We start from the raw sequence: 25,296 nt of genomic DNA on the forward strand, positions 1-25,296 counted from the left end.
ATGGACCGCATCTGGGGTGTCGCCGCAACACAACAAGTCTGCTACCGAATCCGACGGACACGAGACTGCCTCGACCCTGACAACAGCGACCTGGCCGACGCCGTGGGTATCGGCAATCGCCGCACCCTGGTCTTCGTCGACTCGACGGTCATGAGCTTTGTCGGCGACCAGATCCTCGCCTACTTCGACACCTACACCTCGAACTGCACCGTCGTACCGATCGAAACCACCGAGCGCACCAAGAACTCCGAAACGGTGAGCCGGATCATCCGCGAGTACGACAAGTTCGGACTCAGCCGGCGCCGCGATGCCGTCGTCGCCCTCGGCGGTGGAGTCCTCACCGACGTCGTCGGCTTCGCCGCGAGCATCTACCGCCGCGGCGTGCCCTATGTCCGAGTGCCGACCACCCTGCTGGGGATGGTCGACGCCGCCGTGGGAGTCAAGACCGGGATCAACTTCAACGGCCGCAAGAACCGGCTCGGCACCTACTACGCCTCGAGCGAGACCATCGTCGACCCCAGCTTCATCGCGACGCTGCCCGACCGTCAGATCTCCAACGGAATGGCCGAGATCCTCAAGATCGCACTGGTCAAAGACAGCGGCCTGTTCGACCGGATCGAGCGGGAATGGACCACCGCCTCCGGTTTCGCTGCCAACACCACCGTGAGCGGTCCGATCATCGACGCCGCGATCACCGCGATCGTCGAGGAACTGGAACCGAACCTGTGGGAGGACAACCTCGCCCGACTGCCCGACTTCGGCCACACCTTCAGCCCCTCGTTCGAGCTGGCGGCGAAACCGAAGCTCTACCACGGTGAAGCGGTCGCCATCGACATCGCGCTGTCGTGCGTGCTCGCCCAGCGACGTCAGCTCATCGACGACGAATGCCTGGGCCGCATCCTGACATTGATGGCCCGGGTCGGGCTGCCACTGAGCCATACCTGCATCACCGACGACATGTTGCGAGCGGGATTGTCGGACTCGATCCGCCACCGCGACGGCAACCAGAACATCCCGCTGCTCACCAAGATCGGCACCGCGATCTTCGCCCAGGACATCGCCGCGACCGAGCTGGCCACCGCAGCCGATGTCGTGCGTCCGTTCCACAACGAACTGTGCACCGCATGAGCGCCACCGACACCAGCGCCGTCAACCGCGCCCTCGTCCGCAGCGGCGATGAACTGCGCCTGCAGCACACACCTGTGCCCTGCACCTGCGAACCACCCACGGCCCGCCGTGTCCTGCGAGTTGGTGTCTGTGGCACCGACTTACAGATGCAACGCGGCGCACGGTCGGACCGCGCCACGATCCTGGGCCACGAAGGTCTCGCCTTCAACCCGGACAAACGAGGCTGCGAGATCTTCAATCCCGTCAACCCGAACGACCAGGACGTGATCTTGGGCCACAGCTACGACGGCATCCTGCGCGACTACGTGCCCACCGGACTCCCCTGCGGAGTCGTCGCCGCGCACGAGGCCCTTCCGCTCGACCTCGGCGCGCTGGTCGAACCCACCGCCACCGCCCTGTACGCGTGGGATCTGATGCGCGTGCATTTGCGCCCGGCCGGGACGGTCGCGGTCTTCGGCAGCGGTTCGGCGGCCCTGCTGGTGGCGATGCTGGGCGAGGACCTCGGATACCGGATGCAACTGGTCCACCCACGCCGCGAGCGACTTCGCTACATCGAGCAGCTCGGCGTGCTGCCCGCGAGCACCCTCACCAATCGGATACCACCGGCCAGCGTCCACGGCGCGCTCGTGTGCTTGCCGCGCGAGGCGACCGTCACGGCCATCCGCGCGGCAACCGCCAGCCTCGTCGACAAGGGCATGCTCGACCTGTTCGGTGGCATCCCCGCCGGGCTGCGGCACCCGGCGCTGCCCGGCATCGACTTGTCGGCCGTCCGACGTGCCAACGTCTGCGGGCGCTCCTCCGGCTACGACTCCGTCCAGGTGTTCCCCACCGCTGGCAAGCGGGTGTGGGTGACCGGTCATCGCGGAACATCACCCGCCCACCTCGTCCGAGCCCAGCAGCATCTCCTCGCGGCTCCAACCAGATTCGGCAGGCTCATCAGCCACGTGATCTCGCTCGAAGAAGCCGCCTCGCGGATGCCGGCCATGGCCCGAGGCGAACGACCTTTCGGCGAGCACGTCAAGGTCGTCGTCGACCTGACCATGTCGGAGCGTGCGCGCGACGCCGACCTGTCGACCACGGTCGCTGATCACCTTGAGGCGGTCCGATGACCACTCATCTGACCACGACCTACCGGCGTATCGAGCACCATGACCACACCGCTTTCCTCACCACCGCCACAGTTGCCGGTGCATCGTCGGTGCTCGCCACCGGAAAGGTTGTTCTGGCGCCACGAGTAGTCGGTGTGTGCCGCTCGGATCTGCGCGAGATCAGCGGTACCCGTTTCGGCCGCCGCGACTTCGGCCACGAGATCATCGGCAGCGTCCTCGACACCACCCCGGCCTTGGCAGACCTACGGGGGCGCACGGTGGCGTTCGATCCGCACCCACAGCTGGAGCACCGGACGTCGGGATTCGCTGAACTGGTCGAGCTCACCGGCGACTCCCACCAACTGCGTGCCGCGCTGGTACCCGTCCCGGCCGGGTTGCCCGATCAGGTGGCGGTGTTCGCCGAACCGCTGGCGTGCGCGGTGCACTGTGCCACCCGGCTGCACACCGTCACCGCGGACCTCGCGCTGGCGCCCGAGACCACAGTCGCGGTGTACGGCGCGGGCATGGCCGGAACGTTGATCAGCGCGGTCCTCACCGCCACCGGCCACAAGAGCGTCCTGCTCAATCCCAGCGGCCCGCGTCTGGTGTTCCTGCGCCGCCGCCACGCCTTGCCCTCCTCGGCCTTCGAATCCCGCCAACACCGGCCACCGTTTCAGCGCATCGTGGTCGCCACCGCCACCGCCACACCACAGGTGCTGGCGACCTGCATGGACATGCTCGCCGACGACGGATTGCTGATGCTCTTCGCAGGTACACAGCCCGGTGACCGGCTGGGCACCATCGACATCGACCAGGTGCGCCGAACCGAAGACACTCAACTCTCCGGTTCGAGCCAGCGGTACCACCTGGCGGGCACTCACGGAGCCAACCGCGCCGATTTCCACACCGCCCTGGCCCTGTTGCAGCAAGCCCCCGATGCCGGGTGGTCACCGTCGATGTGCGTCAAGCGACTGACCACACAAGTCCTCGACCTCGACGCCGCTGCCGACCATCTCACCGCCAGTGCTGCCCACGGCGGACTCGGCAAAACGATCGTGCAGATCCGTCCACCCGTCCCCCTGGAGTCGTGATGAAGATTCCCCGTTACAACTACCTCGCCCAGTTCGCCGACCTGCCCGCGACCGCCGACCAGATCCGAGGTGCGCTGGCCTCCGGGGATTACATCCTCGGTGAAACAGTCATCCGCTTCGAACAGCGCTTCGCCGACTACCTCGGCGCTGCCCACGCGATCGGCGTCAACACCGGCACCGACGCGCTGACCCTCGCTTTGATCGCACTAGGTCTCGGGTCGGGCGATGAAGTCGTCACCGTCGCGAATACCTTCCACGCCACAGCTCTGGCGATCGCCGCCGTCGGGGCGACACCGGTGCTGGTCGACTGCGAACCCGATACCTACCTGATGGATCTCGATGCGCTCGACGCGGCGTGCGGGCCGGACACGAGAGCGATCCTCGCGGTCCACCTGTTCGGCCGCAGCCTCGACATGGACCGGATCACGACAATCGCCGCCCGCCACCAGATTCCCGTCGTGGAGGACTGCGCCCAAGCCGTCGGAGCGACCTGGGCTGGCAGGCGGGTCGGCACCTTCGGCGCTGCCGCCGCGTTCAGCTTCCATCCGAGCAAGAACCTCGCCGCGGCTGGCGACGCCGGAGCCGTCGTCACCGACAACCCCGAGATCGCCCACACGATCAGGGTCCTGCGTGGCCTCGGACAGCACGGCCAGGGCAACCACGTCGCTCTCGGGGTGAACTCCAAACTCGATGCGATCCAAGCCATCGTCCTCGACGCCAAACTCGACCTTCTCGACGGCTGGAACGCCCAACGCCGCACCCTCGCCGCCCGATACACCCGCACCCTGACCCACCCCGCCATCACGGTTCCACCGCCGATACAAGACCCCGGCGACCACGTCTATCACCTGTACCAGGTCGCCGTGCCGCATCGCGATGCAGTGCTCGCACGGCTGCGCTCGGACGGCATCGATGCCGTCATCCGCTACCCCGTCCCCGTTCACCGCCAGCCCGCGTTCGCGCGCTACCGGTTCGACGGCACCTACCCCCATGCCGACCATCAGGCAGCCGACACCCTGTGCTTGCCGATCCGGCCGGACTTGTCACCAGCAGATGTCGACTTCGTCTGTGCCCGCCTGACCACCGCAATCACCGACTCCCAGGAGGCCCTCGCATGACCGTGTCCATCGCCCCGGCACTGATCGGCGCTGACCCTCTCGCGCTGCGCGACGCCATCGACAGCGTCGCAGCCAGCACCGCCAAATACCTTCACCTCGACATCATGGACGGTCACTACACGCCCGCGATCAGCTTCGGCATGCGCACCGTCGCCGCCATCCGCCACCACACGTCCCTGCCGCTCGAGGTCCACCTGCAAACCCTCGAACCCGAGCGCTACATCGACGACCTCATCGAGATCGGGGCCGACCGGGTCTGCTTCCACGTCGATGCCGCGACCGACATCAGTACTGCCCTCGACACCCTCCAATTGGCCGGCATCGGCAAAGGGCTCGTACTCAACCCTGACCTCGGCCTCGAACTGCTCGACCCCTACTTCGGACGCGTGGACTTCGTCGTCCTCATGACCAGCCGACCCGGCACCAGCACCTTCGAGCCCGCCGTCCCGGACAAGATCCGCGCTCTGCGAACGCTCCTGCGCGACCGGCAACTCGATACGGTGGAACTCGTCGCCGATGGCGGGATCACCACCATCACCGCACCACAGACAATCGAGGCCGGAGCCGACACCCTCGTCGCGGGCAGCGCGATCTTCAGCTCCACCGACCCCGACCTGTCCACAGCTGTCCACGGCCTCGCCCAACCCGTCCAGACCACCGCCTCCGTGCAGCAACACTGACCGAACCAGCAGGCAGCCGTGCGAGAACCGCGAGACGCACCAGCGGGTGGCCGCCGCAGGCCCACCCGGCACCACACGGGATACGCTGGTGCCAACGCCGCCGCTGCCACCTGGCCGGTTCTGGTGAACTATTCGAAAATCGTTCCGGCCCCCCACTTTTCGACCCATATCGCGGCGTCGAATCCGTAGCGCAACGCAGGAGGAGCCCATGGTGTCGCAGACACCCGAGGCAGTTGTGATCGACATCGTGACCCAGGTAGACGACGAGACGCTGACGGCGCTGACGGACCTTCTACCGCAACTGTCCACCACCGCAGCACCTCTGACCCGTGATGTCCTGGAGGCGGTGATCGATTCCACCTCGACGCGGCTGCTCATTGCACGTGTCGATGGAGCGATCGTCGGCGCGCTGACTCTGGTCATGTACACGATCCCCACCGGACTGCGCGCACGCATCGAAGATGTCGTGGTCGACCAAGCCGCGCGAGGACACGGCATTGGACGAGGTCTGACCACCGCTGCGCTGGCCATCGCGATAGACCACGGAGCGCGCACGGTCGATCTCACGTCGACCCCGAAGAGATCCGCAGCCAACCAGCTCTACCAACGGCTCGGATTTGCCCCACGCCAGTCCACGACCTACCGCCTAACTCTCTGACCTATGTCGAACAGCCGCTGCGACAACGCCGATCCGACCAAAGGACCCTGGATGGACAACGCTCAACCGACAGCCGAGACCCAGATCCGCCAACACGCTATTGCTCTGGCCGCCCTCGCGCACAACGGCCTCGTCTTCTCCACCGACGTCTTCGACCGGCAACGCTACGAACAAGCCAAACAGATAGCCACCGACCTGCTGGCCCTCATCAGCAACGGCACCCTCGAGGACCTGCACAAGAACGTGTTCCTCGAACACGGCTACATGACACCCAAAGTCGACGTCCGAGGCGGCGTCTTCGACGACAAGGGCCGCATCCTGCTCATCCGCGACCGCAGCGACGAGAAATGGACCCTGCCCGGCGGCTGGTGCGACGTCCTGGAACCGCCCTCACTCGCCGTCGAACGCGAAGTCCACGAAGAATCCGGCATAACCGTGCGCGCCCGCAAACTCGTGGCCCTGCACGACCGCGATGTGCAGGGCCACCAGCCCGCCTTCCCCTACCACGTGTACAAGCTGTTCTTCCTGTGCGAGACCATCTCCCACGGCCAACCCAGCCCCGTCGAGACTATGGAAGTCGGCTGGTTCAACGTCGACGAGCTGCCCGAACTGTCGACCACCCGTGTACTCGACGCCCAAATCCAGCTTCTCCACGAGCACTGGAACAAGCCAGACCTACCAACCATGTTCGACTGACAGCTGTCATCACCTGACGAGGCGTGCGACGTAGAACTCGCGATCGACATGAGCTGCAGTCCTGTCGGCCTCCCGGAAGCTCCTGCCGGACAGGCTCCAGTAGGTTCCAGCCGCGCGATGCCCCGGTCCATCTCCAGCGGTCCGGGGCACTGTCATTCGACTATCAACGCGCACAAACAGGTCACACTGCAGGTAAGGCGATTGGCCCAAAACCCTGAGGGCTACGAACAACCAGGCCACCACCCTGGCGATCCACCACCCCCTGTAGCTGGACGGTCTCGCCGCTTGTCATCCACTCCGTGACCGTCTTTAGTGGCAAGCTTGGGAGAATGGCTGTGACGTTGCACGGGTGACCCCCTCGAACCGTCTTGATCGTCGCGTAGACATTCGGATCGTCTGGAAACTTGCTAACAGTGACGATCGGACCAGTCATGACGTTGAATTCTCGCCGTTTCGATCGCTTCAGGATCCGGATTGTTTCGGTCAGCTTCTCCTCGGCCGCAGCGGGAATGCTAACTGACTGAGCGATACGCGTAGGAGTGGGTTGCGACGGTGCCCATTCGAAACGGGTTTCAAATTCCGCTACCGCGCCTTCCGCAAGGACACGGGTGATAGCCGACACGAACTCGCGTGTGACCCCCGCTGATACCAGCCCCATCACCTGTTCCGCTCTTGGTAGATGCTCTGGTGTCAAGACATGATCGTGGATGGCTTGCATTGCCTGAGCGAAGGTTCGCGTCATTCGACGTTCCGCCGACTCAACCATCTCCACCGTGGCAACCGACTCACGCTCCAACCCTTCAAAAGGCTGCTCGTTGTCGACGACTTCCTTCGGGTCGCTCAGTTTCACGTAGACGGGGATGACATACGAGCCTCGCTCAGTGTGTCCCATCCGTACGGTATTGCTGAGATCGTCCCCAATTTTCGAGTACCCACCGCTGATCTCAGGGCGCAGCCGAATGGCTGCGGTGGCTGAACATCGGTACATCAGCCGTGCGGACTCGACCATGACGGCGGCGGCAGTCAGCGGGATCGTTTCGGCTATCACGATGTCATTAGCTGCCCGGAGCATTGTGACATCTGTGCCCCACATCTTCAGCGTTCGTTCGACCTCAGCCGTGGGTGCCCCGTGCGCTGCCGCTAGACGTTGGACCACACCATTGAACGCGCCGCTGTCGTTGGCGAGGTTTCGCACGATCGCGATCTTGCGAGCATCCCCACCGGCTGCGGTGTGCTTCCACATCCATCCAGCTGGGCCCTCGGAGACCTCCGTCCAGCCGTGTTGCAGCATCCACGCCTTAGTGTGTATGACTAGTTCGTCGCCGGACATCAGGATGCCGCCTCCTCTCCGAAGCCGACCGCGAATGCAGAGTGCCACTTGGCGAGCGTAGAGGTATCCAATCGGTTGGCACGCGGGATCACGATCGACTTCGCCGTCGAGCTCTTGTCGAATTCTGCCCAGTACGCCTGCGTTCGATGCACCGTCTCGTCATCTCCATACTGCACCCAATCAGCCTTGTGCTCGGGAACAAGAACAAGAACGACGAACGTTGTCCCTTGGTACTTTCTCCACTTGTCGATCCATTGCTGTTTGAGCTGAAACCGAATTTGAGACCCGGTCATTCGATGGGTGCTGGAGCACTTCATCTGAACTCGAACGTCACCCTCTTCGAACTGAACTGTCGCATCGATAGAGTGAACGTCCGAGTCCTGCGGGGTCTCGATCACAGTGCACCCGGCCTGAGAGCACACCGCATACAGGTACGACAGACTGTACCTCGACTTTGCACCATTAAGGTCCAGCCCGTAATGGGGATGCGGTACCGCCACCACCGTCATCTCCCAGCCTCACCCACAGCCCGCGAGACGTTGCCGCGGCTCAGATCGTAGTGCCGAATGTCTAGCGGCATCGTCCCGCCCTCCCTATCCATCACCACACGATTCTCGTCGGAACCGCAAGCCCTACGGGCGTTTCCGAACATTTAGCTCCGAGTCGGGTCCCCCACGAGGCGAGATCGGCGGTCAGTCGCGACGGCGGTTGGCTACGGGGCCCACCTCGGAGGTAGCCCGACGCGACGTGGCCGAGCCAAGTTGATCAGGGTGCTCAATGCACCGCTGATCCCTCTTCATCCCAGGGCGGCATCCGCCGCGACTACCGGTCGACCAGCGCGACGTCCCAGCCACTGCGACGTAAGGGATGACGGGAACGGCCTCTGCCTCGCCGAGCGTTTGCCCCGCCGGCGAGTTCGAGTGTTTCGGTGCGGGCGAGGATGATGTGACAGCCAGGCAAGGCCATCAGTCCTCACACCTGAGTGTGCCCACCGCAATACCGAAGCCTCCAACGGTTCTGCAAGTACCTGACGGGCGTAAACGGGACTGATGCAGGATCCGGTGACAAGTTGACCTGCTCCACCATGCATCAGTCCCCGACCACCCCGACGTCCCCGGTCTGATCGTCGACATGGCCCAGGCACACGAACTCGGCAACCACATCTTCGCGAATCTGCTCCGAAAGGTCCTCGAACTGTCGCCCACCACGCGTCCACTACCGCGGTCAGCGCGTCGACCTTCGCGACACGGCGGGTAGCCACCAGTTCCAGTCGCCGAACAGCCGCATGAGGGCTGGGACGAGAACCAGACGGATGAGCACGGCGTCGATGGCGACAGCGACGGCAAGGGCGAGTCCGAGCTGTTTGAGTTCGAGGATGTCGGCGGTGAGGAAGCTGGCGAAGATGGCGATCATGATCGCTGCCGCGGCGGTGATAGGGCGGGCGGTGTGAGTGAGCCCTGCGGCGACGGCGTGTCGGTTGTCGCCGGTGGCGTCCCAGTGTTCGCGGATGCGGCGGATGAGGAAGACCTCGTAGTCCATCGAGAGCCCGAACAGCAGGGCGAACACGACGGTGGGCAGATAGACCTGGACGAAGCCCGGGCTGGTGAAGTCGAGGATGTTCTCGCCCAGACCCCACTGGAACACCGCGACGGTGATGCCGAGGGCGGCGCCGGTGGCGAGCAGGTTCATCGCGATGGCCTTGACCGGTAGGGCGATGCTGCGGAACGCCGCGATCAGGAAGATCAGCGAGGCCGACAGCACCAGGGCCATGACCAGCGGCAGTTTGGAGGTCATCTCGTCGGAGAGGTCGACGAATTCGGCGGTGCTGCCCCCGATGCGGAGTTCGGTCCCGGCCGCCATATCAATGGTTGCGGCGCTGGTGCGGAGGTCGCGGATGAGGTCGGTGGCGTCCGTGGAGTCGAACGCCACCTGCGGGATCACCATCGTGAGGATTCGACCATTGCTGACCTGCGCCGGGAGCACTGCGGCGATTCGGTCGTCGCGGTCGATCTCGCTGAGGAATTGGTTGATCTGTGCCGCGGCGTCGGCTGTGAGTGGGGTGTCGGAGGCGCCGGTGGCGATGATCTCGACTGGTGAGAGTGCTCCGGCGGGGAAGTTGGTGGTCAAGGCGGTGCTGGCGCGTCCGGTGGGGGTGTCGTCGAGGGCGGTGGTGCCCATGTCGAGGCCGTAGCGGATCCCGAAGACCGGCAGTGCGGCCACGACGAGCACCGCGATCACGGCCGTGCCGAACAGCACCGGTTTGCGCATGACCAGGTAGGCCCAGCGCGCCCACCGGCCTGGCGCGCCACCGGTGACGGTAGCGGTTTCGGCGGGGCGCCACCGGGGCGGGAGAGCGCCGCGATTGATGGCGGGGCCTAGGGCAGCGAGCAAAGCGGGCAGCAGGGTGACAGCAACGATGAGCATGCTGGTGACGGCGGTGGCAACGCCGATGGCGATGCCACGGAAGATCGGTGCGTCGATGATGATCAACGCGCACAGCGAGATCATCACCACGAGCCCGGAGACGAGGATCGTCTTGCCTGCGGTCTCCAGCGACCGTCCGACAGCGGCGGCGATGCCGTCATGGTCGGCGCGTTCGGTGACGTTGCGGCGGGCGAGTTCTTCGCGAAAGCGGCTGACGATGAACATCGCGTAGTCGATGCCGACACCGAGTCCGACCATGGTGGCCATGGCGACGGTCAGCGAATCGAACGCGGTGATCGTGGTGAGGGTGAACAGCGCACCGACCGCGGCCAGCAGGCCGGCGAGGGCCACTCCGATCGGAACCGCCGCCGCAGCAAGAGCGCCGAGTGCGAGCACCAGCAGCAGCAGGGCGACGGGGATGCCGATCGCTTCGGCGCGGGCCAGGTCGGCGTTCTGCAGTTCGGTGGCCGCGTTCTGCACCGCCGAGTATCCGGTCAGCCCGACCTCGACGGGGGCATCGCTATTCGCCGCACCGATGGCGTCTTGCAGATCGCGGGCGATGCGTGCGCGTTCGGCCATGTCGCCATCCATACCGGCCAAGGCGATCGCGACGTGCTTGTCGGCCGAGATCTGGGTGCCGGGCAGTCCGAGGTAGGGGTCGACGACCTCTGTCACACCGGAGACCGCTCGCGCGGCGGTGACCGCACGGGAGACAGCCGCCCGGAAGTCTGGGCTATCGGCGGTGAGGGTGGGCGACTGCAGCACGATGACCGCTTGTTCGGCGCCGAACTGCGGGAAGTGCTGCGCGACGAGGCGGTCGACCTCGGCGGATTGGGAGTCCTCGACCCCGAAGTCCATGGCGCCGAGCCGATCTTCGAGTAATGGATAGGCCACCGCGCACATCACCAGTAGCAGCGCCCAGATCGCCAGGACGGGGCGTCTGTGTCGTGCCATGGCCGCACCCCACCGATACAGCAGGCCGGAGTCCGCGACAGAGGTGGATCGTTGTGGTGGCTCGGTGGTCGCGATCGTGTGCTGCTGGTTCACGGGGTCTCCCTCCGGCGCCGATCAAGATTGATCGACAAAAAACGATGTGATCGGTGAAATAAGATTAATCACAGAGAGTGGCGATATCAATAGCCTTGGGCGCTATCATCGTTTTATGACGATGAATCATGGCAGGGACTGCCTCGTCGGAACAGAAGGCTTGGATCCGGCGGTGGCGTTGTTCCACAGCCTGTCGGATGCCACACGGTTGGCGATTGTGCACCGGCTGGCGTGCGGGGAGGCACGGGTGTCGGACCTGATGGCGGGACTGGAGTTGGCGCAGTCGACGGTGTCGGCGCACGTGGCGTGCTTGCGTGACTGTGGGCTGGTCGTGGGCCGCCCGCAGGGTCGGCAGGTGTTCTACAGCCTGGCCCGCCCCGAACTGATGGACCTGCTCTCGGCGGCGGAGACCTTGCTTGCCGCGACGGGCAACGCGGTGGCGCTGTGCCCGAACTACGGCACCGACGCCGCTACCACCACCCCGACCGAAACCACTACGGAGGTGCGAGCATGAGCGACGCGTGCGGCTGCGGCCACGACGAACCCCCCGGCGAGAACGCCGAAGGCGAGGAGCGCGAACCCGAGAAACTCTGGGAGGTCAGCGAACTGCGCGCGGCCGCGCTCGCGGGTGTGTTATTGCTCGCGGCGTTGATCGTCGGCTGGAGCGGCGGTCCGCGCGCGGTCGAATTGGGCTTGGAGGCCGCCGCGCTGGCGGTCGGCGCCTATACCTTCGTGCCCTCGACGATCAAGCGGCTGGCCAAGGGCAAGATCGGTGTCGGAACGCTGATGACGATCGCGGCAATCGGTGCGGTGATCCTCGGCGAGGTCGGCGAAGCCGCGATGCTGGCGTTCTTGTTCTCCATCAGCGAAGGACTCGAGGAGTACGCGGTCGCGCGCACCCGCCGCGGCCTGCGCGCGTTGTTGAGTCTGGTACCAGCGCAGGCCACTGTGCTGCGCGGTGGCACCGAAGCCGTCGTCACGCCGCCCGAGTTGCGCATCGGTGACCGGATGCTGGTGCGTCCCGGCGAGCGCATCGCCACCGACGGTGTGATCATCGAAGGGCGTAGCGCACTAGATGTTTCGGCGATCACCGGCGAATCGGTGCGCGTGGAAGCCGGACCGGGCGCGGAGGTTTTCGCCGGATCCATCAACGGCACCGGAGTCCTCGAGGTCGAAGTCACCACCACCGCCGAGGACAACTCCCTGGCCCGGATCGTGCGGATCGTGGAAGCCGAACAAGCCCGCAAGGGCGAAGCTCAGCGCCTGGCGGACAAGATCGCCAAACCCCTCGTTCCAGGGATCATGCTCGCCGCCGCAGCGATCGCGGTGATCGGGTCGCTGCTGGGCGATCCGACGACCTGGATCGAACGCGCGCTGGTGGTGTTGGTCGCCGCGTCGCCGTGCGCACTGGCGATCGCGGTGCCGGTGACCGTTGTGGCCGCGATCGGCGCTGCGAGCAAGCTGGGTGTGCTGGTCAAGGGCGGCGCCGCGCTCGAGGCGATGGGCAAGGTCCGCGAGGTCGCGCTCGACAAGACCGGCACCCTGACCGCGAACAAGCCTGCCGTGGTGGAGATCTCCACAGTCGGGGGCGTCGACCAGGCCACCGTCCTCGCGGTCGCGGCAGCGCTGGAATCGCGCAGCGAACATCCCCTCGCTCGGGCCATCCTCGCCGCCGCCGACACCGTCACCCCGGCCACCGACGTCGAGGCTGTCACCGGCGCCGGGCTCACTGGTCTGGTCGACGGGCGCCCGGCCCGGCTGGGTCGACCAGGCTGGATCGAGCCCGGCGAGCTGGCCGTCGACGTCGAGCGGATGCAGCATGCCGGGGCGACCGCGGTGCTCATCGAAGACGACGGCCGGCTGATCGGTGCGATCGCGGTGCGCGACGAACTGCGACCCGAGGCCCGCGAGGTCATCGACCGCCTGCATGCCTCGGGTTGCCGCGTATCTATGCTCACCGGCGACAACGCCCGCACCGCTGCGGCTCTCGCGGCCGAGGCGGGTATCGAGGACGTGCACGCGGACCTGCGTCCGGAGGACAAAGCCCGCATCATCGGTGAACTGCGCAAGGATCGGTTCACCGCGATGGTCGGCGACGGCGTCAACGACGCCCCCGCTCTGGCGACCGCCGATCTGGGCATCGCGATGGGCGCTATGGGCACCGACGTGGCCATCGAAACAGCCGACGTCGCGTTGATGGGTGGGGACCTTCGACACCTGCCGCGAGCGCTCGACCACGCCCGCAGGGCGCGTTCGATCATGCTGCAGAACGTCGGGTTGTCGCTGGGCTTGATCACTGTGCTGATCCCGCTGGCGTTGTTCGGTGTCCTCGGGTTGGCGGCAGTGGTCGCGGTGCACGAGCTCGCCGAGATCGTCGTCATCGCCAACGGCGTCCGTGCCGGACGCACCACCTCGCTGGCGCCGGTCCCGGAACGCGTCGCGCCCGTGACGCCGACGCCAGCTGGCCTGCCCGCATGACCGCCACTGACGCGCCGGTGGCGGCGGCGTGGCGGCGCCGGTTGGCGTGGGGCGCCACTGCCTCCGGAATCGCTGTGGCCGACCTCGCGATCAAGGGGTGGGCGGTGACCGCTCTGAAGGGATCCGCGATCGAAGCGGGCCCGGTCGATCTGCGGTTGGCGTTCAACCCAGGCGCGGCGTTCTCGATCGCCGCGAATGCGCCTGATTGGGTGCTGCTGAGCGTGACAATGGTGATCACGGTCGCTGTCGCGGTCGCGGGTTATCGGGTCGCGCCGCACGCGTCGTTGCTCACCCGGGTCGCACTGGCCGCGCTTTTGGGTGGTGCGGCGGCAAACGTCATCGACCGCATCCCTGATGGTGTCGTCACCGACTATCTGCACACCGGGTGGTGGCCGACGTTCAACCTCGCCGATTCCTTCATCGTTCTGGGTGCCATTACGTTGGTGATCGCGAGCCTGTTCACCGATACCGCCGATTCGTCGTCGCACGAGGCCGGTCGGGGGTGAGTGTGGCCGGGCAACGGTGGCGCGGTGGGCTCGTGTTCGCGCCGGGGGTGATGGCGTTCACCGGCGAGATAGGCGACGCCACACCCCATTCACACGCCGCGGTCCAGGTCCTGCTCGTCACCGCCGGCCAGGTGACTCTCACCGACGCCGCCGGTGATACCCGGCTGGCCGACCTGGCGATCATCCCTGCTGGTGTCCGTCATGAAGTACGCGTCACCACCCCGACCGCACGAGGGCTGCTGGCTTTGCTGGATCCGGCAGGGTCCACCGGCCGTGCCGCGCTGGCCCGGCTCGATGGGCTGCCCGCCCACGAGGTATCGAGTTGGATCTCCGCGGCCACGCCACGAACCGACCCGCTCCCGTCGATGACGGATCCGGTCTCTGCGCTACGTCGGCGGAATGTGCACCCCGCGGTCGCGGCGGCGATGCGCGAGGCAGACGGGGCCGCCGGAGGGCCGCCGCCGCTGGGCGTGGTGGCCGCAGCGGTGTCGATGTCGCCGAGTCGGCTCTCGCACTTGTTCACCGCCGAGGTCGGATTGCTGTACGCGGCATGGCGGCGCTGGACCCGGTTGCAGCGTGCCGTCGATCAGGTCCGCGCCGGGAGCTCGTTGACCGAGGCCGCGCATGCCGCCGGGTTCGCCGACAGTGCCCATCTCACCCGCACCTGCCGTGACTTGTTCGGTCTCACCCCCACCGAGGCGTTAGCGGCGACCGGATGGCGGCCGACCACCTCGGCGCGAGTCAGCTGATTTGTTCAAGCCCCCACCCTGACCCGTCGGCGACGCTGGATTCATCGGCCCACACCCACTAACCCATCGGTGCGCGTTACCGATGCGAAAGGACAAGTCATGGCATCGATTCCGGCCCCAGTACGCGCCCGCTACCACGAGGAGATGCGTGCGGCGAAAGCCACGCTCGACCCGGCTCAACGCTGGACCCACCTCGAACGCGCCCACATCCTGTCCCAACCCGCCCCGTGGCTGCATACCCGCAACCACGTCGCGATGTTCGTCCTCGCCGTCGGTCAGCGTGATCGACGCGAGGCGTTCGGGCAGGTCGTGCGGATCATCGTCGCCGCCCCCGGCTCTCTGTCGGGACGCTACCCCGAGGGCAACACCGGGCGAGCCGGTGTCGGGCTGCGGCAACCGATGACGACCCCACCGGACCTCGCTGTGCTGATGTCGCGATAGAGGCGGGATTTCAGGGGTCTCCCTGATGTGCGCACACCGAACGCGGGCCGACACTGAACAACACCTACCGGATGATCGGAAAGAGGCACCGCCCATGCAGCAGCCGAGTACCGACGAGATCGCCGCGGTCTTCGACCGCAACGCCACACGCTATGACCGGCAAATCGGCACCTTCGAGCGGCTGGCGTTGGGCAGGGCCCGCGAATGGGCAGTCGGCCGTGCGCATGGCCGGGTGCTCGAACTCGCCGTCGGGACCGGGTTGAACCTGCCGCTCTACGGCGACGACGTCGAGGAGGTCACCGGCATCGACCTGTCCCAGGGAGTGCTCGACATCGCCACCCGACGCCAGCGTCGCCCGGGACTGCAGGTGCGGCTTCGTCGCGGTGACGTGCAGGATCTGGATCTGCCCGACGCGAGCGTCGACACCGTCGTCTCGACCTACAGCTTCTGCACGATCCCCGACCCAGCTCGTGCGAGCGCGCAGGCCTACCGGGTGCTGGCCCCGGGCGGGATGTTCGTGTTGGCTGAGCACGGGCCATCGACACTCGCGCCGGTACGGACATTGATGCGGCTGCTCGACCCGATCAGTGTGCGGTTCGGCGCGGACCACCTGCTGCGCGATCCGCTGCCGTACCTGGAGGCTGCGGGATTCACGATCACCGAGTCCTACCGGAGTGGGCGCGGTGGAATCGTGTTCCGCGTCCTGGCCCACAAGCCCACCACGCGCTAGCCGCGCGCCGACTACGTCCTGGTACCGAACGGTCAGCTGACGATGAGGGTGTTGCCGTCGATCGTGGCGGTGCGTTCGGGCAGCGGCCGCTGGGCCGGGCCCTTGGCGACCGATCCGTCGGTGAGGCGAAACTTGCTGCCGTGGCACGGGCACTTCACGACGTCGCCGTCGACGTCGGTGACCGCGCACCCCTGATGGGTGCAGACCGCGGAGAACGCCCTGTACACCCCGTCGTTGGGCTGGGTGACCAGGATCCGGTGTTCGGGAAACACTGCGGCACCGCCGACGTCGATCCCGGCGCGCGGTACCCGCACCGGCTGGCCGTCGGATTGGGATGCCTGCCCCGTCGCGCAGCCGGTGACCGCGACCGCGCACAGCGTGCACGCACCGGCCAGCGCAGCGCGGCGGGTGAGCGAGGTCGTGGTGATGGGGTCGTAGCTCATGCCGCCACCAGCAGTCCGGTTGCCCACATAGTCACCAGCCCGGCCGCGATCCCGGCGAGGGTGCGGACACCGAGCGTTGTGGTGCCGGGTTCGCGCACGCTGGGGATGATCTGCACGATCACCTGAACGATCGCACCGACACCGACGCCGAGCAGCAGCGCCGAGACTTCGGGATTGTTGGCGCTCGCGCCGATGACCGCGCCCAGGATCGCCGGCGCTCCCGCGATGAGGCCCAATCCGGCCAGCGTTGCCAGCGAGGGACGTCGTTCGGTCAGGGGCGCGACGACGGCCAGGCCTTCGGTGGTGTTCTGGATGGTGAACCCGATGACGAGGAAGGCCCCCAGGGCGAGTTCGCCGATGGCGTAGGCGGATCCGATGGCCAGGCCTTCGCCGAGGTTGTGCAGACCGATGCCGATCGCGATCATCAAGGCCAACCGGATGCCGCTCGCGGTGCCCTGCTCGGCGGCCGCATGGCGGCGAGCACGCAGCCATTGGTCGACCGCGGTCAACGTCAGGAACGCCAGGATCGCGCCGAGGACGACCAGGGAGGCGCCGCCGAACGCGGCACCGGAGGTATCGGCGATTTCGAACCCTTCGCGGGTGCCCTCCCACGCCAGGAACATCAGCAGGCCGATGGTGAACCCGAGCAGTACTCGCACGGTGGCGGTGCCGACCGAGCGCAGGAACGGCAGGAACAACATCCCCAACACGACGGGGATGATGCCGACGTAGGTGCCCAGCAACGCCATCAACCCGAAGAACGACGCCCCTGTCTGTGGAGTTTCGACCGCGGCGGCGATGTCGTGTTCGATCACCAGGCCGGTGGAGGTGAGCATCGACACCTTGTAGGGCTGCCCGTTCTGCCATGGGTAGTCCAGCACCAGATGCGCCGAGGTCAGCCGCCCGATCGGTTCGGTCGGTCCGGTGAAGTCGACATAGGCGTCGTTGACGAAGATCTGCGCGACCGTGACGGGGTCGGGTCCGGTATTGCGCAGGTTCAGCTCGATCGATCCAGGCTCGAGAATCACGCGTTCGACGCCGACTTCCTCGACCGGGGGTCCGGCCCGATCGGGCAGGCTCGCCCCGCCGAGCAGGGCGATCCCGATCAAGGCCAGCACCAACAGGATCAGGGTCGCCAGGCCCAGCAGCCACGGGCGCCGCGTAGTCGTAGTGTCCATCAGTCGCTCACCTCGAAGAACCCCATCCACCCGAGTTCGGCGAACTCTGTTTTGTGGGCGTGGAACATGTACTTGCCCGGGTGCGGGAACCGCATCTCGCAGATGCCACGCTGGCCTTGACCCTGCACGATCGTGTCGGTGAATTCCGAGGACTGCAGCCGGGTGCCGGTCGGGTAGTAGTCGAAGAAGTTGCCGTGGACGTGGAAGCTGTTGATCGGGTCGTACTCGAGCACATTGACCAGATAGATCCGGACCAGCTCGTTGCGCTTCACCCGCACCGGCTCATGCATGTAGTGGAACGGGATCCCGTTGACCGCATACAGCTGGTTGCCTTCACCGTCGAAAGTGGTGTTGTAGCCGTGCATCACCATCACCATCTCGTCCGCGGGTGGACGCGGAGAGGGCGGGTCGACGATGAACGTGCCGTACATGCCGCGAGCGATGTGTTCGGCCAACGGCCCGACGTGGCAATGGAACAGGTGCAACCCGAACGGGGTCGCGTCGAACTCGTAGGTCGTGGACTGGCCCGGGTGGATGATCCCGGCGCCCAGGCCGGCTATGCCGTCCATCTCGGCGGGGTGGATGCCGTGGAAGTGCAGCGTATGCGGGTGTTGGGAGCCGTTGCGGAAATGCACCCGCAGCAGGTCGCCTTCGCGACAGCGCAGGGTCGGGCCCGGGATGCGGGCGTTGAGCGTCCACGCCGGGAAGGTGACACCGGGAGCGACTTCGATGTCTTCGTCGCTGGCGAAGACCTCCCACTCACGCAGGGTTCGCCCGTCGGGCAGCCGCGTCGTGGTGCCGTAGTCGAAGTCACGCAGCACCTGGGTCGGGTTGAACCCGTTGGCGGCGTGATCGACGGTCTGACCTATGCGGAACGTGGGGCCATCAGCTCCGCCACCATGGGCGCCACTGTGGCCAGAGGAGGATGGTGTTTGGGCTTTGGCCGGGGACGCGTCGAGCAGACTGCGGCCCGCCAGCGCCAATCCGGCGGTGCTCGCCAGTGCACCGCCCAACAAAAAACGGCGGCTCGGATCATTCATAGTCCGGATAGTTTGGCATACCGAAATATTTGATTCAACATGCCGAACTCTGGCCGGCTGGCATATCGATCTTCCCAGGTGGGCGAGCAACTCCGCAGTGAATCGAGGCGAGATCCGGTGGAGACAGCCGGTTGTCCGGCCTGATGAAGCACAGCCGGGTGTCGCCCGCTCTCGGGCGACACCCGGCACGTCATCGACGTTGGCCGTGGCCTGTCACATCGGACAGCAAGGACCCATCACTGCGCACATCCAGTCGCAGAGCATCTTCAGCGGGTTCATCACGGTCACCTCCTTTGCATTAGGTTCGTTCCGGTTGCCGTGGGGCGTCCGGTGCCGCCGTGGCGTGGCCCGTCGCCGATGGGAGTCTCGCCGGTAGCGGGCCGCAGGGATGCTAAACATTCCAGTCGAGTGGAAGGTCAAGTCCTGCACCCGCACCAGGAGGTCAGTGCGGGGTGAGGGTGGCGGTATAGCCGAGTTCGGCGATCGCGGCGACGACCTGCTGCGGCGCCATCACTGCTGGGTCGAGCTCGACGGTAGTCAGGCCGGACTTCTTGGATGTGCGAGTGTCGCGGACGCCGGGCAGGTCGGCGAGGGTGTCGTCGATGAGCAACGCGCAGCTGCCGCAATGCATGCCATAGACCTGAAACGTGTGAGTTTTCATGGGTTTTCGTCTCCTCTCAGTTGACGGTGAGGTGGCCGGTGTACATGCCCATGCCGCAGGCGTAGTCCAACCGGCCCGGCGCCAGCAACCCGAGCTCGATGCGCGTCTGGCCGGTTCTGGGCAAGATCTTCTGTATGTCGAGGCTGGGGATGACCAGCGATCGGATGCAGCCCTGGGTGCCGTTGGTCTGCACGACCAACGTCGTCGGCAGCCCGGCCTGGACTGCGATGTTGGCTGGACTGTAGGCGCCGGTCCGGGCGGTGACCGTGACGGTTTGAATCCCGTCGGCGATGACCGCGCCGGTCGGGTCGGCGGCCGGGACGGGTGAGCCGAGTGATTCGGCGATGCGGGCGGCGGCCAGTGGAGATCCGGCCAGTTCCAAGCCACCGTTGAGGGTGTAGAGACCCATACCCAGGACCAGCACGCCGGTCAGCGCGGCCAACCGGCCCCGCCACGCGGTGGCCGTGACGCGGGCGGCGTAGCCGAGCAGCGCGAACAACGGCCCGGTGCCCACGACGAACACCGCCATCGTGGCCGCACCCCACCACGGCGAGCCCGAGGCCAACGCCAACGCCTCCACCGAGAGAGTGACCCCGCACGGCAGCAACACAGTCAACGCCCCCAGCAGCGCCGGAGCCGCCGCGGACTGCCATCGGGCGCCGTCGCGCACCACGCGCATCCACGACGCGGGCGGCTCGATCACGATCCGCCGGAATCCGGGCACACCGAGTTGGGCGAGCCCGAAAACGACGATCAGCACCCCGGCGCCGATCTGCAGCCATGTCCGGGCGCTCACCGACAATTCGACAGCCCCACCGAGCGCTCCCAGCAGCGCCCCGAGCACGGCGTGGGAGACGAGTTTTCCGGCGAGGAATCCGCCGACCGGGGCGAGGTCGTCACCCAGTCGGGTGCTCGCCGCGACACGCGAACCACCCGATTCGGTGGTCGCCGCACGTCGCTGCCGGGTGATCACCCCGGCCAGCAGGCCGCCTTGCACGGCGGCGCAGGACACGCCACCGGCGAACAAGCCGGTGACAAGGACAGGAACAAGGTTCACGAAAGACACTCCTGCGTATCAGGGAGAACGACACGTGCACAGGCACTCCCGTGGCGTCGGCGACGCAGCACGGGATCGTCCCATCGCTAGGCGAGGGACGTGGAGCGCACAGTGGTCATGTCCGCAGGATGCACAATTCGGCCAGGCTGGGAGGCCTGGGCAGCACAGAGCGCAGAACCGGACTCGGCGGCTGGTGATAGCGCCCGATGAGCAGGGCTCGTCGCAGCGAGCCTGCGATCGCCAGCACTGTCAGCAGTGCCAGGAACACTGCAAGGCATGCCATCGCGAGCCCCGCCGCCGGTGCAGCCTCGGTCTGGTGATCGTCGGGGGCGGCCATCAGGTCATCCGCGATGACGGTGGGCTGATCCTGTATCGGGGCGGCCGCCGTATCGTGATGATCGCCGGGATCGGCGTCGGCGGTGATGGGCCCGCACGGGCCGGTGGCGAACGTCCCGATGGTCGGCATGGTCATTCCCGCCATCGACGCGGCATGGCATTGCGCGCCCTGGATCAGCGCCACACCCACCAACGCCGCCAGCATCACCGCGAGCCGGAGGAAACCGGCGCGGCGTCGCTGGGGCAGGGCGGCGATCACACAGCGATCCTAGCCACGCAAAATCCTGCGAGGCGGTCCGTAGGCTCGACATCGAGGAGGCATGCAATGAAGATCGGCGAACTCGCCGCCGCGAGCGGTGTCACCACCAAGACGATCCGGTTCTACGAAAGCCAAGGTTTGATGCCCGAACCCGATCGCACCCCCAGCGGATACCGCGACTACACCACCGCCCACGTCACCCGCCTGCACTTCATCCGCCGCGCCCAATCCGCTGGCCTGTCCCTGCGCGAAGCCGCCCAGATCCTGGCCATCCACGACACCGGCGAACAACCCTGCGGACACGTTCGCACCGTGCTCAACGACCGCCTCGAACACGTCCAAGCCCAGATCGCCGAGCTCACCACTCTCGAATCCCACTTGCGCGCACTGCTCGAAACCGCTGAAGGCGAACCGCCCAGCCCCCGTGACACCGCAGGCGTGTGCTGGATCCTCGAGACCCAGGTGTAGCCCCGCTGGTCGAACACCATAAGGAACTTCCCCGCTGGGTCCACTGAGATGTCGCTACAGGCATCTACTATGATGCATAGTAGATTGGATCTTGTTCGATCGGCGCCGGGGAAGGAATCACACGTGCGCCTAGCACTCGGTGGCTGATCGTTTTCACAGGGCCGAAATGCAAGCCGTTACGGCTGCTCATGGCGATCGATCGGACCTACCGAGGCGGCGGATCAGTCGGCGCCCCAACGCTGCTCGGTGAGAACGCCGTTGCCGGCGAGCCACGCGACAGGATCGATCTTGTTGCTGTTCTCGTCCCAGATCTCGAGGTGCAGGTGTGGACCTGTGGACTGGCCGCGGTTGCCGACAGAGGCAATCACGTCACCGGCGTCGACTCGGTCTCCGGCTTGCACGTAGTAGTCGTTGATGTGTCCGTACACCGCGATGGTGCCGTCGTCCTGCTGCACCCGTACCCATTGGCCGAATCCGGACGCGGGACCGGCTTCGATGACGGTTCCGCCCATCGCGGAGCGGATCGGGGTGCCCAACGAGTCGGCGATATCGACACCGTAGTGGAACGCGCCCCAGCGGCTGCCGAATCCGGAACTGATCTCTCCGCCGACGGGAAGAACCGCGGGTGCCGCAACCGGGGGCGCCACCGGCTGGGAGATCTTCTGGAAATCCTGGATGGCCTGCTCGGCCTGGGCTAGCGGTCCGGCGAGTTCCGCGGGCAGGCCCGCCAACCCGAATGGGGCAGCGACCGGCGCCGGGGCGGGCGCAACCAGGTCGGGAAGTTCGACCGAGTCCGAAACCCCTTCGGCCCCTTGGTCTGTCGATGCCGCCATTGCCGGAGCTGCCTGCGCCATCGTGCCGAGCAGGGCACCTGCGGCCACCGCGACACCCGCTACCCCTTTGAACCTGTCAGTAGAGCTGTCAGGTGTGCGATGCCGAGCCACGCGCTCGACGGTGACATCACCGAGCAGGTCCTTGACGGGAATGGAACCAGAGGTCACGCGATGGTGGGGCACAACTTTTCCTTACGTCGATCAGAGTTGTCGTGAGGCGGGTTCACGGGCGAGGTGACACCGATGGCTGTTGCTACGACGTGACACAAACTGTACCTGGCCGTGACCATTCCGCGACCGGCTTCGGGACAGAACCCAGGCTTGTTGCAGAACTCAATTCATCGGCAGCGCGGGTGCACCGCGTTGCGCGAGCATGTCACGGAGGGTTCGAGATTCGGCGGTCTGTGCGTTATCGATTTGTTTGGCCAGTGCCGCGACGGCAGGGATCGTTGCGTTGTCGCGCGCCGTCCGCGCCATCGTCACGCCGCCCTCGTGGTGGCGCAGCAACAGTTGCAGATACCGGGTGTCGAAGTCTGTACCGCGAGTCCTTCGCAGGTCGGCGAGTTCCTCGGTTGTCGCCATTCCTGGCATTCTCATCGACTTCTGCTCCGGCATCTGATGGGCCGATCCTGGCGTATGCGCATCCGGCGTGCTCATCCACAGCATCGGTTGCTCGGAGGCCACCGGCCGATCCCACAGCATCAGCCAGCCGCGCATCATCCCCAGCTGGCTCTGCTGGCTCGTCAGGACATCGAAGGCCAATGTCCGGACCTCGGGGTCGACCGCTTGCGTCAACGCCATCGCCGACATCTCGACAGCTTGATCGTGATGCGTAGCCATGTCCTGAGCGAACCCCACATCGACGACATCGAGCGCTGGCTCCGACGTGTCCGTAACCACCATGCCGCGCGCCCAGAATCCGGCCAGCAGACCCACAAGCAGCGTGGCGGCTACCACCGCGACCATGATCGAGGTGGATCGGGACCGCTCGGGTGCGGCCGACACCGATTTGGGCTCAGAAGTCACCGTCGACCTCCGGACGGATTGGTGGAACCACTACCGGCCGGGTTGAGCGGGACGGCATCGGGTCCCGGTGGGGCCGGGTCGAACGGGGGCGGCGCGTCGGGGTTGAAACCGGCCCCGGGGGTGGCGCAACTGGCACCCGGTTCGGGATGGGTGTTGGGATTCTGCCGCAAGGCCGTGACAAACCGCGCGATGCGGGGGTCGTCGACGTTGTCGAGTTTGAGCTGACGCCCCCACGACTGAAGCGCCACAGGCGAATCCAGGTTCGGGTAGGGCGACATCAGCATGTAAGGCTTGCCGTCTACCTCGTCTCGCAATGCGGCGAGGTCCTCGGTGTCGAGACGATCGGGGTTGTAGGTGACCCAGATGGCGCCGTGTTCGAGCGAATGGACGGCGTTCTCGCTGCGGATCGGGCTTGCGTATACCTCGCCTGTGCAGGTTGCCCAGCTCTGGTCGTGCGGGCCGCCGAACGGCGGGGACTGATCGTAGGCGACGCGCTGGGTCGCGCGGACGTGACTGCCAGCCGGGTATTCCTGCTTGGTGACTCCGTCGATGCGATCGGAGGGGTCCGGCTGACTGGTGCCGGGAACGTAGCGCTGGGCTTCGGTGTACTCGCGGTACTTGGGCACGTAATGCCAGGCGAGTCCGGCGGTCAACGCGATGATGGCTGCCGTCGCCCCGATCAATGGCCACGGTGGCTGTTTGCGAGCGACCTTCCCTACTGCGGCTTTCTTGACCGCGCGAGAGCCGCGTTTCCTGTTGCCTGCCGGGGGTCTAGATTTGTTGATCATTCGATGTTCCCTTGTGCTGTCGAGCCGACAGGAATGGAGTGGGCTGGCGTATCGCCGGTGTGCGAGGCGGTAGTCGGATGGAGGTTCTTGAGAAAGGCGTTGTAGGCGGCCAGTTCGGCGTCGCCGAGAAGGTCGGCGCGATGGTCGGCGACGGCGTTCTCGCGCAATTCGTCGCGCCGCCAGCGAATCGCGAAAACGATGACCACGACGAGCGCGACCGGTTCGCCGTAGGACCACGCGAGCGCTCCCGCCAAATATTGGTCGCGCATCGCGTCGATTCCCCAATCCGGCGGCGGATCAGCGAACAGCTCCACAATCGGAGTGGTCCCCATCATCAAGATGACGCCGAAGAACACGTGCAGCGGCATCTCCACGAACAGGTCGAAGAATCGCCCTAGGTTGGTCTGGCGGATGGGCAGTGGACCGACCGACAGGATTGGCACGACGAACAACAAGCCACTGAGCAGGAAGAACAGTTCGAGCATTTGGTGACCGACGGCCGTGGACCCGACAGCGTCGAACACCGGCGTCAGATAGATCCCGTAGTAGCTGAACAAGAACAGCGGGATGGTGAATCCAGGATGCAACATCAGTCGCGCGGTGCGGCTACGCAATCCGCTCACCGCCCCGACGAGGACGAGCCGTCCGAGCCCGTGGTGCGGTGTCGCGCGCAGCAACATCAGGCCAGGACAGCCCCACACCAACAGCGGGGGGATCGTCATCGACAGCGTCAGATGCTGGAACATCCAGACGCTGAACAACTGGTATCCATAGCCTTCGATACCCAGGCCGGTCGTTCCCGCCAGCAGCAGGCACCCGCCGAGGAAGCACGCGGTGCGCCACCACGGCCAGGGCCGCCGCAACCGGCGCAGCCGCGCCAGGCCGGCCAGATAGAGCACGGCAGCTGCTACCGCGAGCGCGGGAAGGACAGGAACCGGCTGTGGATTCCACGCCAGCATCGAACCGACCGACGGTGCCGAGTCGGGCACATGGATCGACGTGGCGAGCAGGTCCGACACAGTCATGGTGGCCAGATTCACGTC

The 25,296-nt window shown here is 66.2% G+C and carries 27 protein-coding genes; 14 read left to right on the plus strand and 13 right to left on the minus strand.

Annotated features, from left to right (window positions below; all coding sequences use genetic code 11):
- The 7 genes from APZ21_RS24040 (at nt 1) to APZ21_RS24070 (ending at nt 6,459) form a co-directional block, all read left to right on the plus strand.
- On the plus strand, nt 1–1,128 hold the full coding sequence (locus tag APZ21_RS24040) for a sedoheptulose 7-phosphate cyclase (protein WP_054815574.1): 1,128 nt from the start codon (nt 1–3) through the stop codon (nt 1,126–1,128).
- Complete coding sequence (locus APZ21_RS24045) at nt 1,125–2,237, plus strand: MDR/zinc-dependent alcohol dehydrogenase-like family protein (protein ID WP_022567145.1); 1,113 nt, start codon at nt 1,125–1,127, stop codon at nt 2,235–2,237. The genes APZ21_RS24040 and APZ21_RS24045 overlap by 4 nt, the downstream gene beginning before the upstream one ends.
- Nucleotides 2,234–3,307 (plus strand): MDR/zinc-dependent alcohol dehydrogenase-like family protein, encoded by a 1,074-nt coding sequence (locus tag APZ21_RS24050; protein ID WP_054815575.1) that lies wholly within the window; start codon nt 2,234–2,236, stop codon nt 3,305–3,307. Before APZ21_RS24045 ends, APZ21_RS24050 begins: the two co-directional genes overlap by 4 nt.
- Nucleotides 3,307–4,425 carry a DegT/DnrJ/EryC1/StrS family aminotransferase gene (locus tag APZ21_RS24055; RefSeq protein ID WP_022567144.1) on the plus strand — a complete coding sequence of 373 codons (1,119 nt, stop codon included), beginning with the start codon at nt 3,307–3,309 and terminating at the stop codon, nt 4,423–4,425. Before APZ21_RS24050 ends, APZ21_RS24055 begins: the two co-directional genes overlap by 1 nt.
- Nucleotides 4,422–5,105 (plus strand): ribulose-phosphate 3-epimerase, encoded by a 684-nt coding sequence (locus APZ21_RS24060; protein ID WP_019045666.1) that lies wholly within the window; start codon nt 4,422–4,424, stop codon nt 5,103–5,105. The genes APZ21_RS24055 and APZ21_RS24060 overlap by 4 nt, the downstream gene beginning before the upstream one ends.
- Nucleotides 5,106–5,313: 208 nt before the next feature.
- Nucleotides 5,314–5,763, plus strand: coding sequence for a GNAT family N-acetyltransferase (locus APZ21_RS24065; protein ID WP_019045665.1), 450 nt, complete (start codon nt 5,314–5,316; stop codon nt 5,761–5,763).
- A 51-nt stretch (nt 5,764–5,814) separates the two neighbouring features.
- Nucleotides 5,815–6,459: an NUDIX hydrolase gene (locus APZ21_RS24070; RefSeq protein WP_022567143.1), complete on the plus strand. Its 645-nt coding sequence runs from the start codon at nt 5,815–5,817 to the stop codon at nt 6,457–6,459.
- Between the two features lie 181 nt (nt 6,460–6,640).
- Here APZ21_RS24070 and APZ21_RS24075 read toward each other — a convergent pair whose 3' ends face one another.
- The 3 genes from APZ21_RS24075 to APZ21_RS24085 form a co-directional block, all read right to left on the minus strand.
- Entirely contained in the window at nt 6,641–7,789 is a 1,149-nt protein-coding gene (locus tag APZ21_RS24075) for a hypothetical protein (RefSeq protein WP_022567142.1), read from the minus strand.
- Nucleotides 7,789–8,298 (minus strand): DUF4365 domain-containing protein, encoded by a 510-nt coding sequence (locus APZ21_RS24080; RefSeq protein WP_022567141.1) that lies wholly within the window; start codon nt 8,296–8,298, stop codon nt 7,789–7,791. The genes APZ21_RS24075 and APZ21_RS24080 overlap by 1 nt, the downstream gene beginning before the upstream one ends.
- Nucleotides 8,299–9,013: 715 nt before the next feature.
- A complete protein-coding gene (locus APZ21_RS24085) occupies nt 9,014–11,260 on the minus strand; it encodes an MMPL family transporter (RefSeq protein WP_019045662.1) in 2,247 nt (748 codons plus the stop codon).
- 115 nt (nt 11,261–11,375) lie between these two features.
- On the opposite strand from APZ21_RS24085, the gene APZ21_RS24090 reads away from it, so the two are divergent.
- The 6 genes from APZ21_RS24090 to APZ21_RS24115 all read left to right on the plus strand — a co-directional run bounded on the left by APZ21_RS24090 (nt 11,376) and on the right by APZ21_RS24115 (nt 16,164).
- Nucleotides 11,376–11,774: an ArsR/SmtB family transcription factor gene (locus tag APZ21_RS24090; RefSeq protein ID WP_019045661.1), complete on the plus strand. Its 399-nt coding sequence runs from the start codon at nt 11,376–11,378 to the stop codon at nt 11,772–11,774.
- Complete coding sequence (locus APZ21_RS24095) at nt 11,771–13,738, plus strand: heavy metal translocating P-type ATPase (protein WP_054815576.1); 1,968 nt, start codon at nt 11,771–11,773, stop codon at nt 13,736–13,738. Before APZ21_RS24090 ends, APZ21_RS24095 begins: the two co-directional genes overlap by 4 nt.
- A complete protein-coding gene (gene lspA / locus APZ21_RS24100; RefSeq protein WP_019045659.1) occupies nt 13,735–14,244 on the plus strand; it encodes a signal peptidase II in 510 nt (169 codons plus the stop codon). Before APZ21_RS24095 ends, lspA begins: the two co-directional genes overlap by 4 nt.
- Nucleotides 14,245–14,276: 32 nt before the next feature.
- Nucleotides 14,277–14,993 carry a helix-turn-helix transcriptional regulator gene (locus tag APZ21_RS24105; protein WP_239476790.1) on the plus strand — a complete coding sequence of 239 codons (717 nt, stop codon included), beginning with the start codon at nt 14,277–14,279 and terminating at the stop codon, nt 14,991–14,993.
- A 99-nt stretch (nt 14,994–15,092) separates the two neighbouring features.
- On the plus strand, nt 15,093–15,434 hold the full coding sequence (locus APZ21_RS24110) for a DUF3703 domain-containing protein (protein ID WP_022567139.1): 342 nt from the start codon (nt 15,093–15,095) through the stop codon (nt 15,432–15,434).
- Nucleotides 15,435–15,528: 94 nt separating this feature from the next.
- Nucleotides 15,529–16,164, plus strand: a complete 636-nt coding sequence (locus tag APZ21_RS24115) for a class I SAM-dependent methyltransferase (RefSeq protein WP_019045656.1) — start codon at nt 15,529–15,531, stop codon at nt 16,162–16,164.
- A gap of 32 nt (nt 16,165–16,196) precedes the next feature.
- Here APZ21_RS24115 and APZ21_RS24120 read toward each other — a convergent pair whose 3' ends face one another.
- The 6 genes from APZ21_RS24120 to APZ21_RS24145 form a co-directional block, all read right to left on the minus strand.
- Nucleotides 16,197–16,607 carry a Rieske (2Fe-2S) protein gene (locus APZ21_RS24120; protein WP_019045655.1) on the minus strand — a complete coding sequence of 137 codons (411 nt, stop codon included), beginning with the start codon at nt 16,605–16,607 and terminating at the stop codon, nt 16,197–16,199.
- Nucleotides 16,604–17,785, minus strand: coding sequence for a ZIP family metal transporter (locus APZ21_RS24125; protein ID WP_054815578.1), 1,182 nt, complete (start codon nt 17,783–17,785; stop codon nt 16,604–16,606). The genes APZ21_RS24120 and APZ21_RS24125 overlap by 4 nt, the downstream gene beginning before the upstream one ends.
- Complete coding sequence (locus APZ21_RS24130) at nt 17,785–18,825, minus strand: multicopper oxidase domain-containing protein (RefSeq protein ID WP_022567138.1); 1,041 nt, start codon at nt 18,823–18,825, stop codon at nt 17,785–17,787. The genes APZ21_RS24125 and APZ21_RS24130 overlap by 1 nt, the downstream gene beginning before the upstream one ends.
- 442 nt (nt 18,826–19,267) lie before the next feature.
- Nucleotides 19,268–19,486 (minus strand): heavy-metal-associated domain-containing protein, encoded by a 219-nt coding sequence (locus APZ21_RS24135; protein ID WP_022567137.1) that lies wholly within the window; start codon nt 19,484–19,486, stop codon nt 19,268–19,270.
- 16 nt (nt 19,487–19,502) lie between these two features.
- Entirely contained in the window at nt 19,503–20,543 is a 1,041-nt protein-coding gene (locus APZ21_RS24140; protein WP_022567136.1) for a sulfite exporter TauE/SafE family protein, read from the minus strand.
- Between the two features lie 115 nt (nt 20,544–20,658).
- Entirely contained in the window at nt 20,659–21,138 is a 480-nt protein-coding gene (locus APZ21_RS24145) for a hypothetical protein (RefSeq protein WP_019045650.1), read from the minus strand.
- A 66-nt stretch (nt 21,139–21,204) separates the two neighbouring features.
- Here APZ21_RS24145 and APZ21_RS24150 point away from each other — a divergent pair, with 66 nt between their 5' ends.
- Nucleotides 21,205–21,606: a heavy metal-responsive transcriptional regulator gene (locus tag APZ21_RS24150; protein WP_054815579.1), complete on the plus strand. Its 402-nt coding sequence runs from the start codon at nt 21,205–21,207 to the stop codon at nt 21,604–21,606.
- Between the two features lie 221 nt (nt 21,607–21,827).
- Here APZ21_RS24150 and APZ21_RS24155 read toward each other — a convergent pair whose 3' ends face one another.
- From APZ21_RS24155 to APZ21_RS24170, 4 genes are all read right to left on the minus strand, one after another.
- Entirely contained in the window at nt 21,828–22,607 is a 780-nt protein-coding gene (locus APZ21_RS24155; protein WP_239476791.1) for a M23 family metallopeptidase, read from the minus strand.
- Nucleotides 22,608–22,772: 165 nt separating this feature from the next.
- Nucleotides 22,773–23,405 (minus strand): DUF305 domain-containing protein, encoded by a 633-nt coding sequence (locus APZ21_RS24160; RefSeq protein ID WP_019045647.1) that lies wholly within the window; start codon nt 23,403–23,405, stop codon nt 22,773–22,775.
- A gap of 56 nt (nt 23,406–23,461) precedes the next feature.
- Nucleotides 23,462–24,253 carry a DUF3105 domain-containing protein gene (locus APZ21_RS24165; protein WP_022567133.1) on the minus strand — a complete coding sequence of 264 codons (792 nt, stop codon included), beginning with the start codon at nt 24,251–24,253 and terminating at the stop codon, nt 23,462–23,464.
- The gene (locus APZ21_RS24170) at nt 24,250–25,278 is read right to left on the minus strand and encodes a cytochrome c oxidase assembly protein (RefSeq protein WP_030202506.1); all 1,029 of its coding nucleotides are present in this window, start codon (nt 25,276–25,278) and stop codon (nt 24,250–24,252) included. The genes APZ21_RS24165 and APZ21_RS24170 overlap by 4 nt, the downstream gene beginning before the upstream one ends.
- Nucleotides 25,279–25,296 lie beyond the last annotated feature (18 nt).

This window comes from Nocardia arizonensis (assembly GCF_001310275.1).
Classification (GTDB): Bacteria; Actinomycetota; Actinomycetes; order Mycobacteriales; family Mycobacteriaceae; genus Nocardia; species Nocardia arizonensis.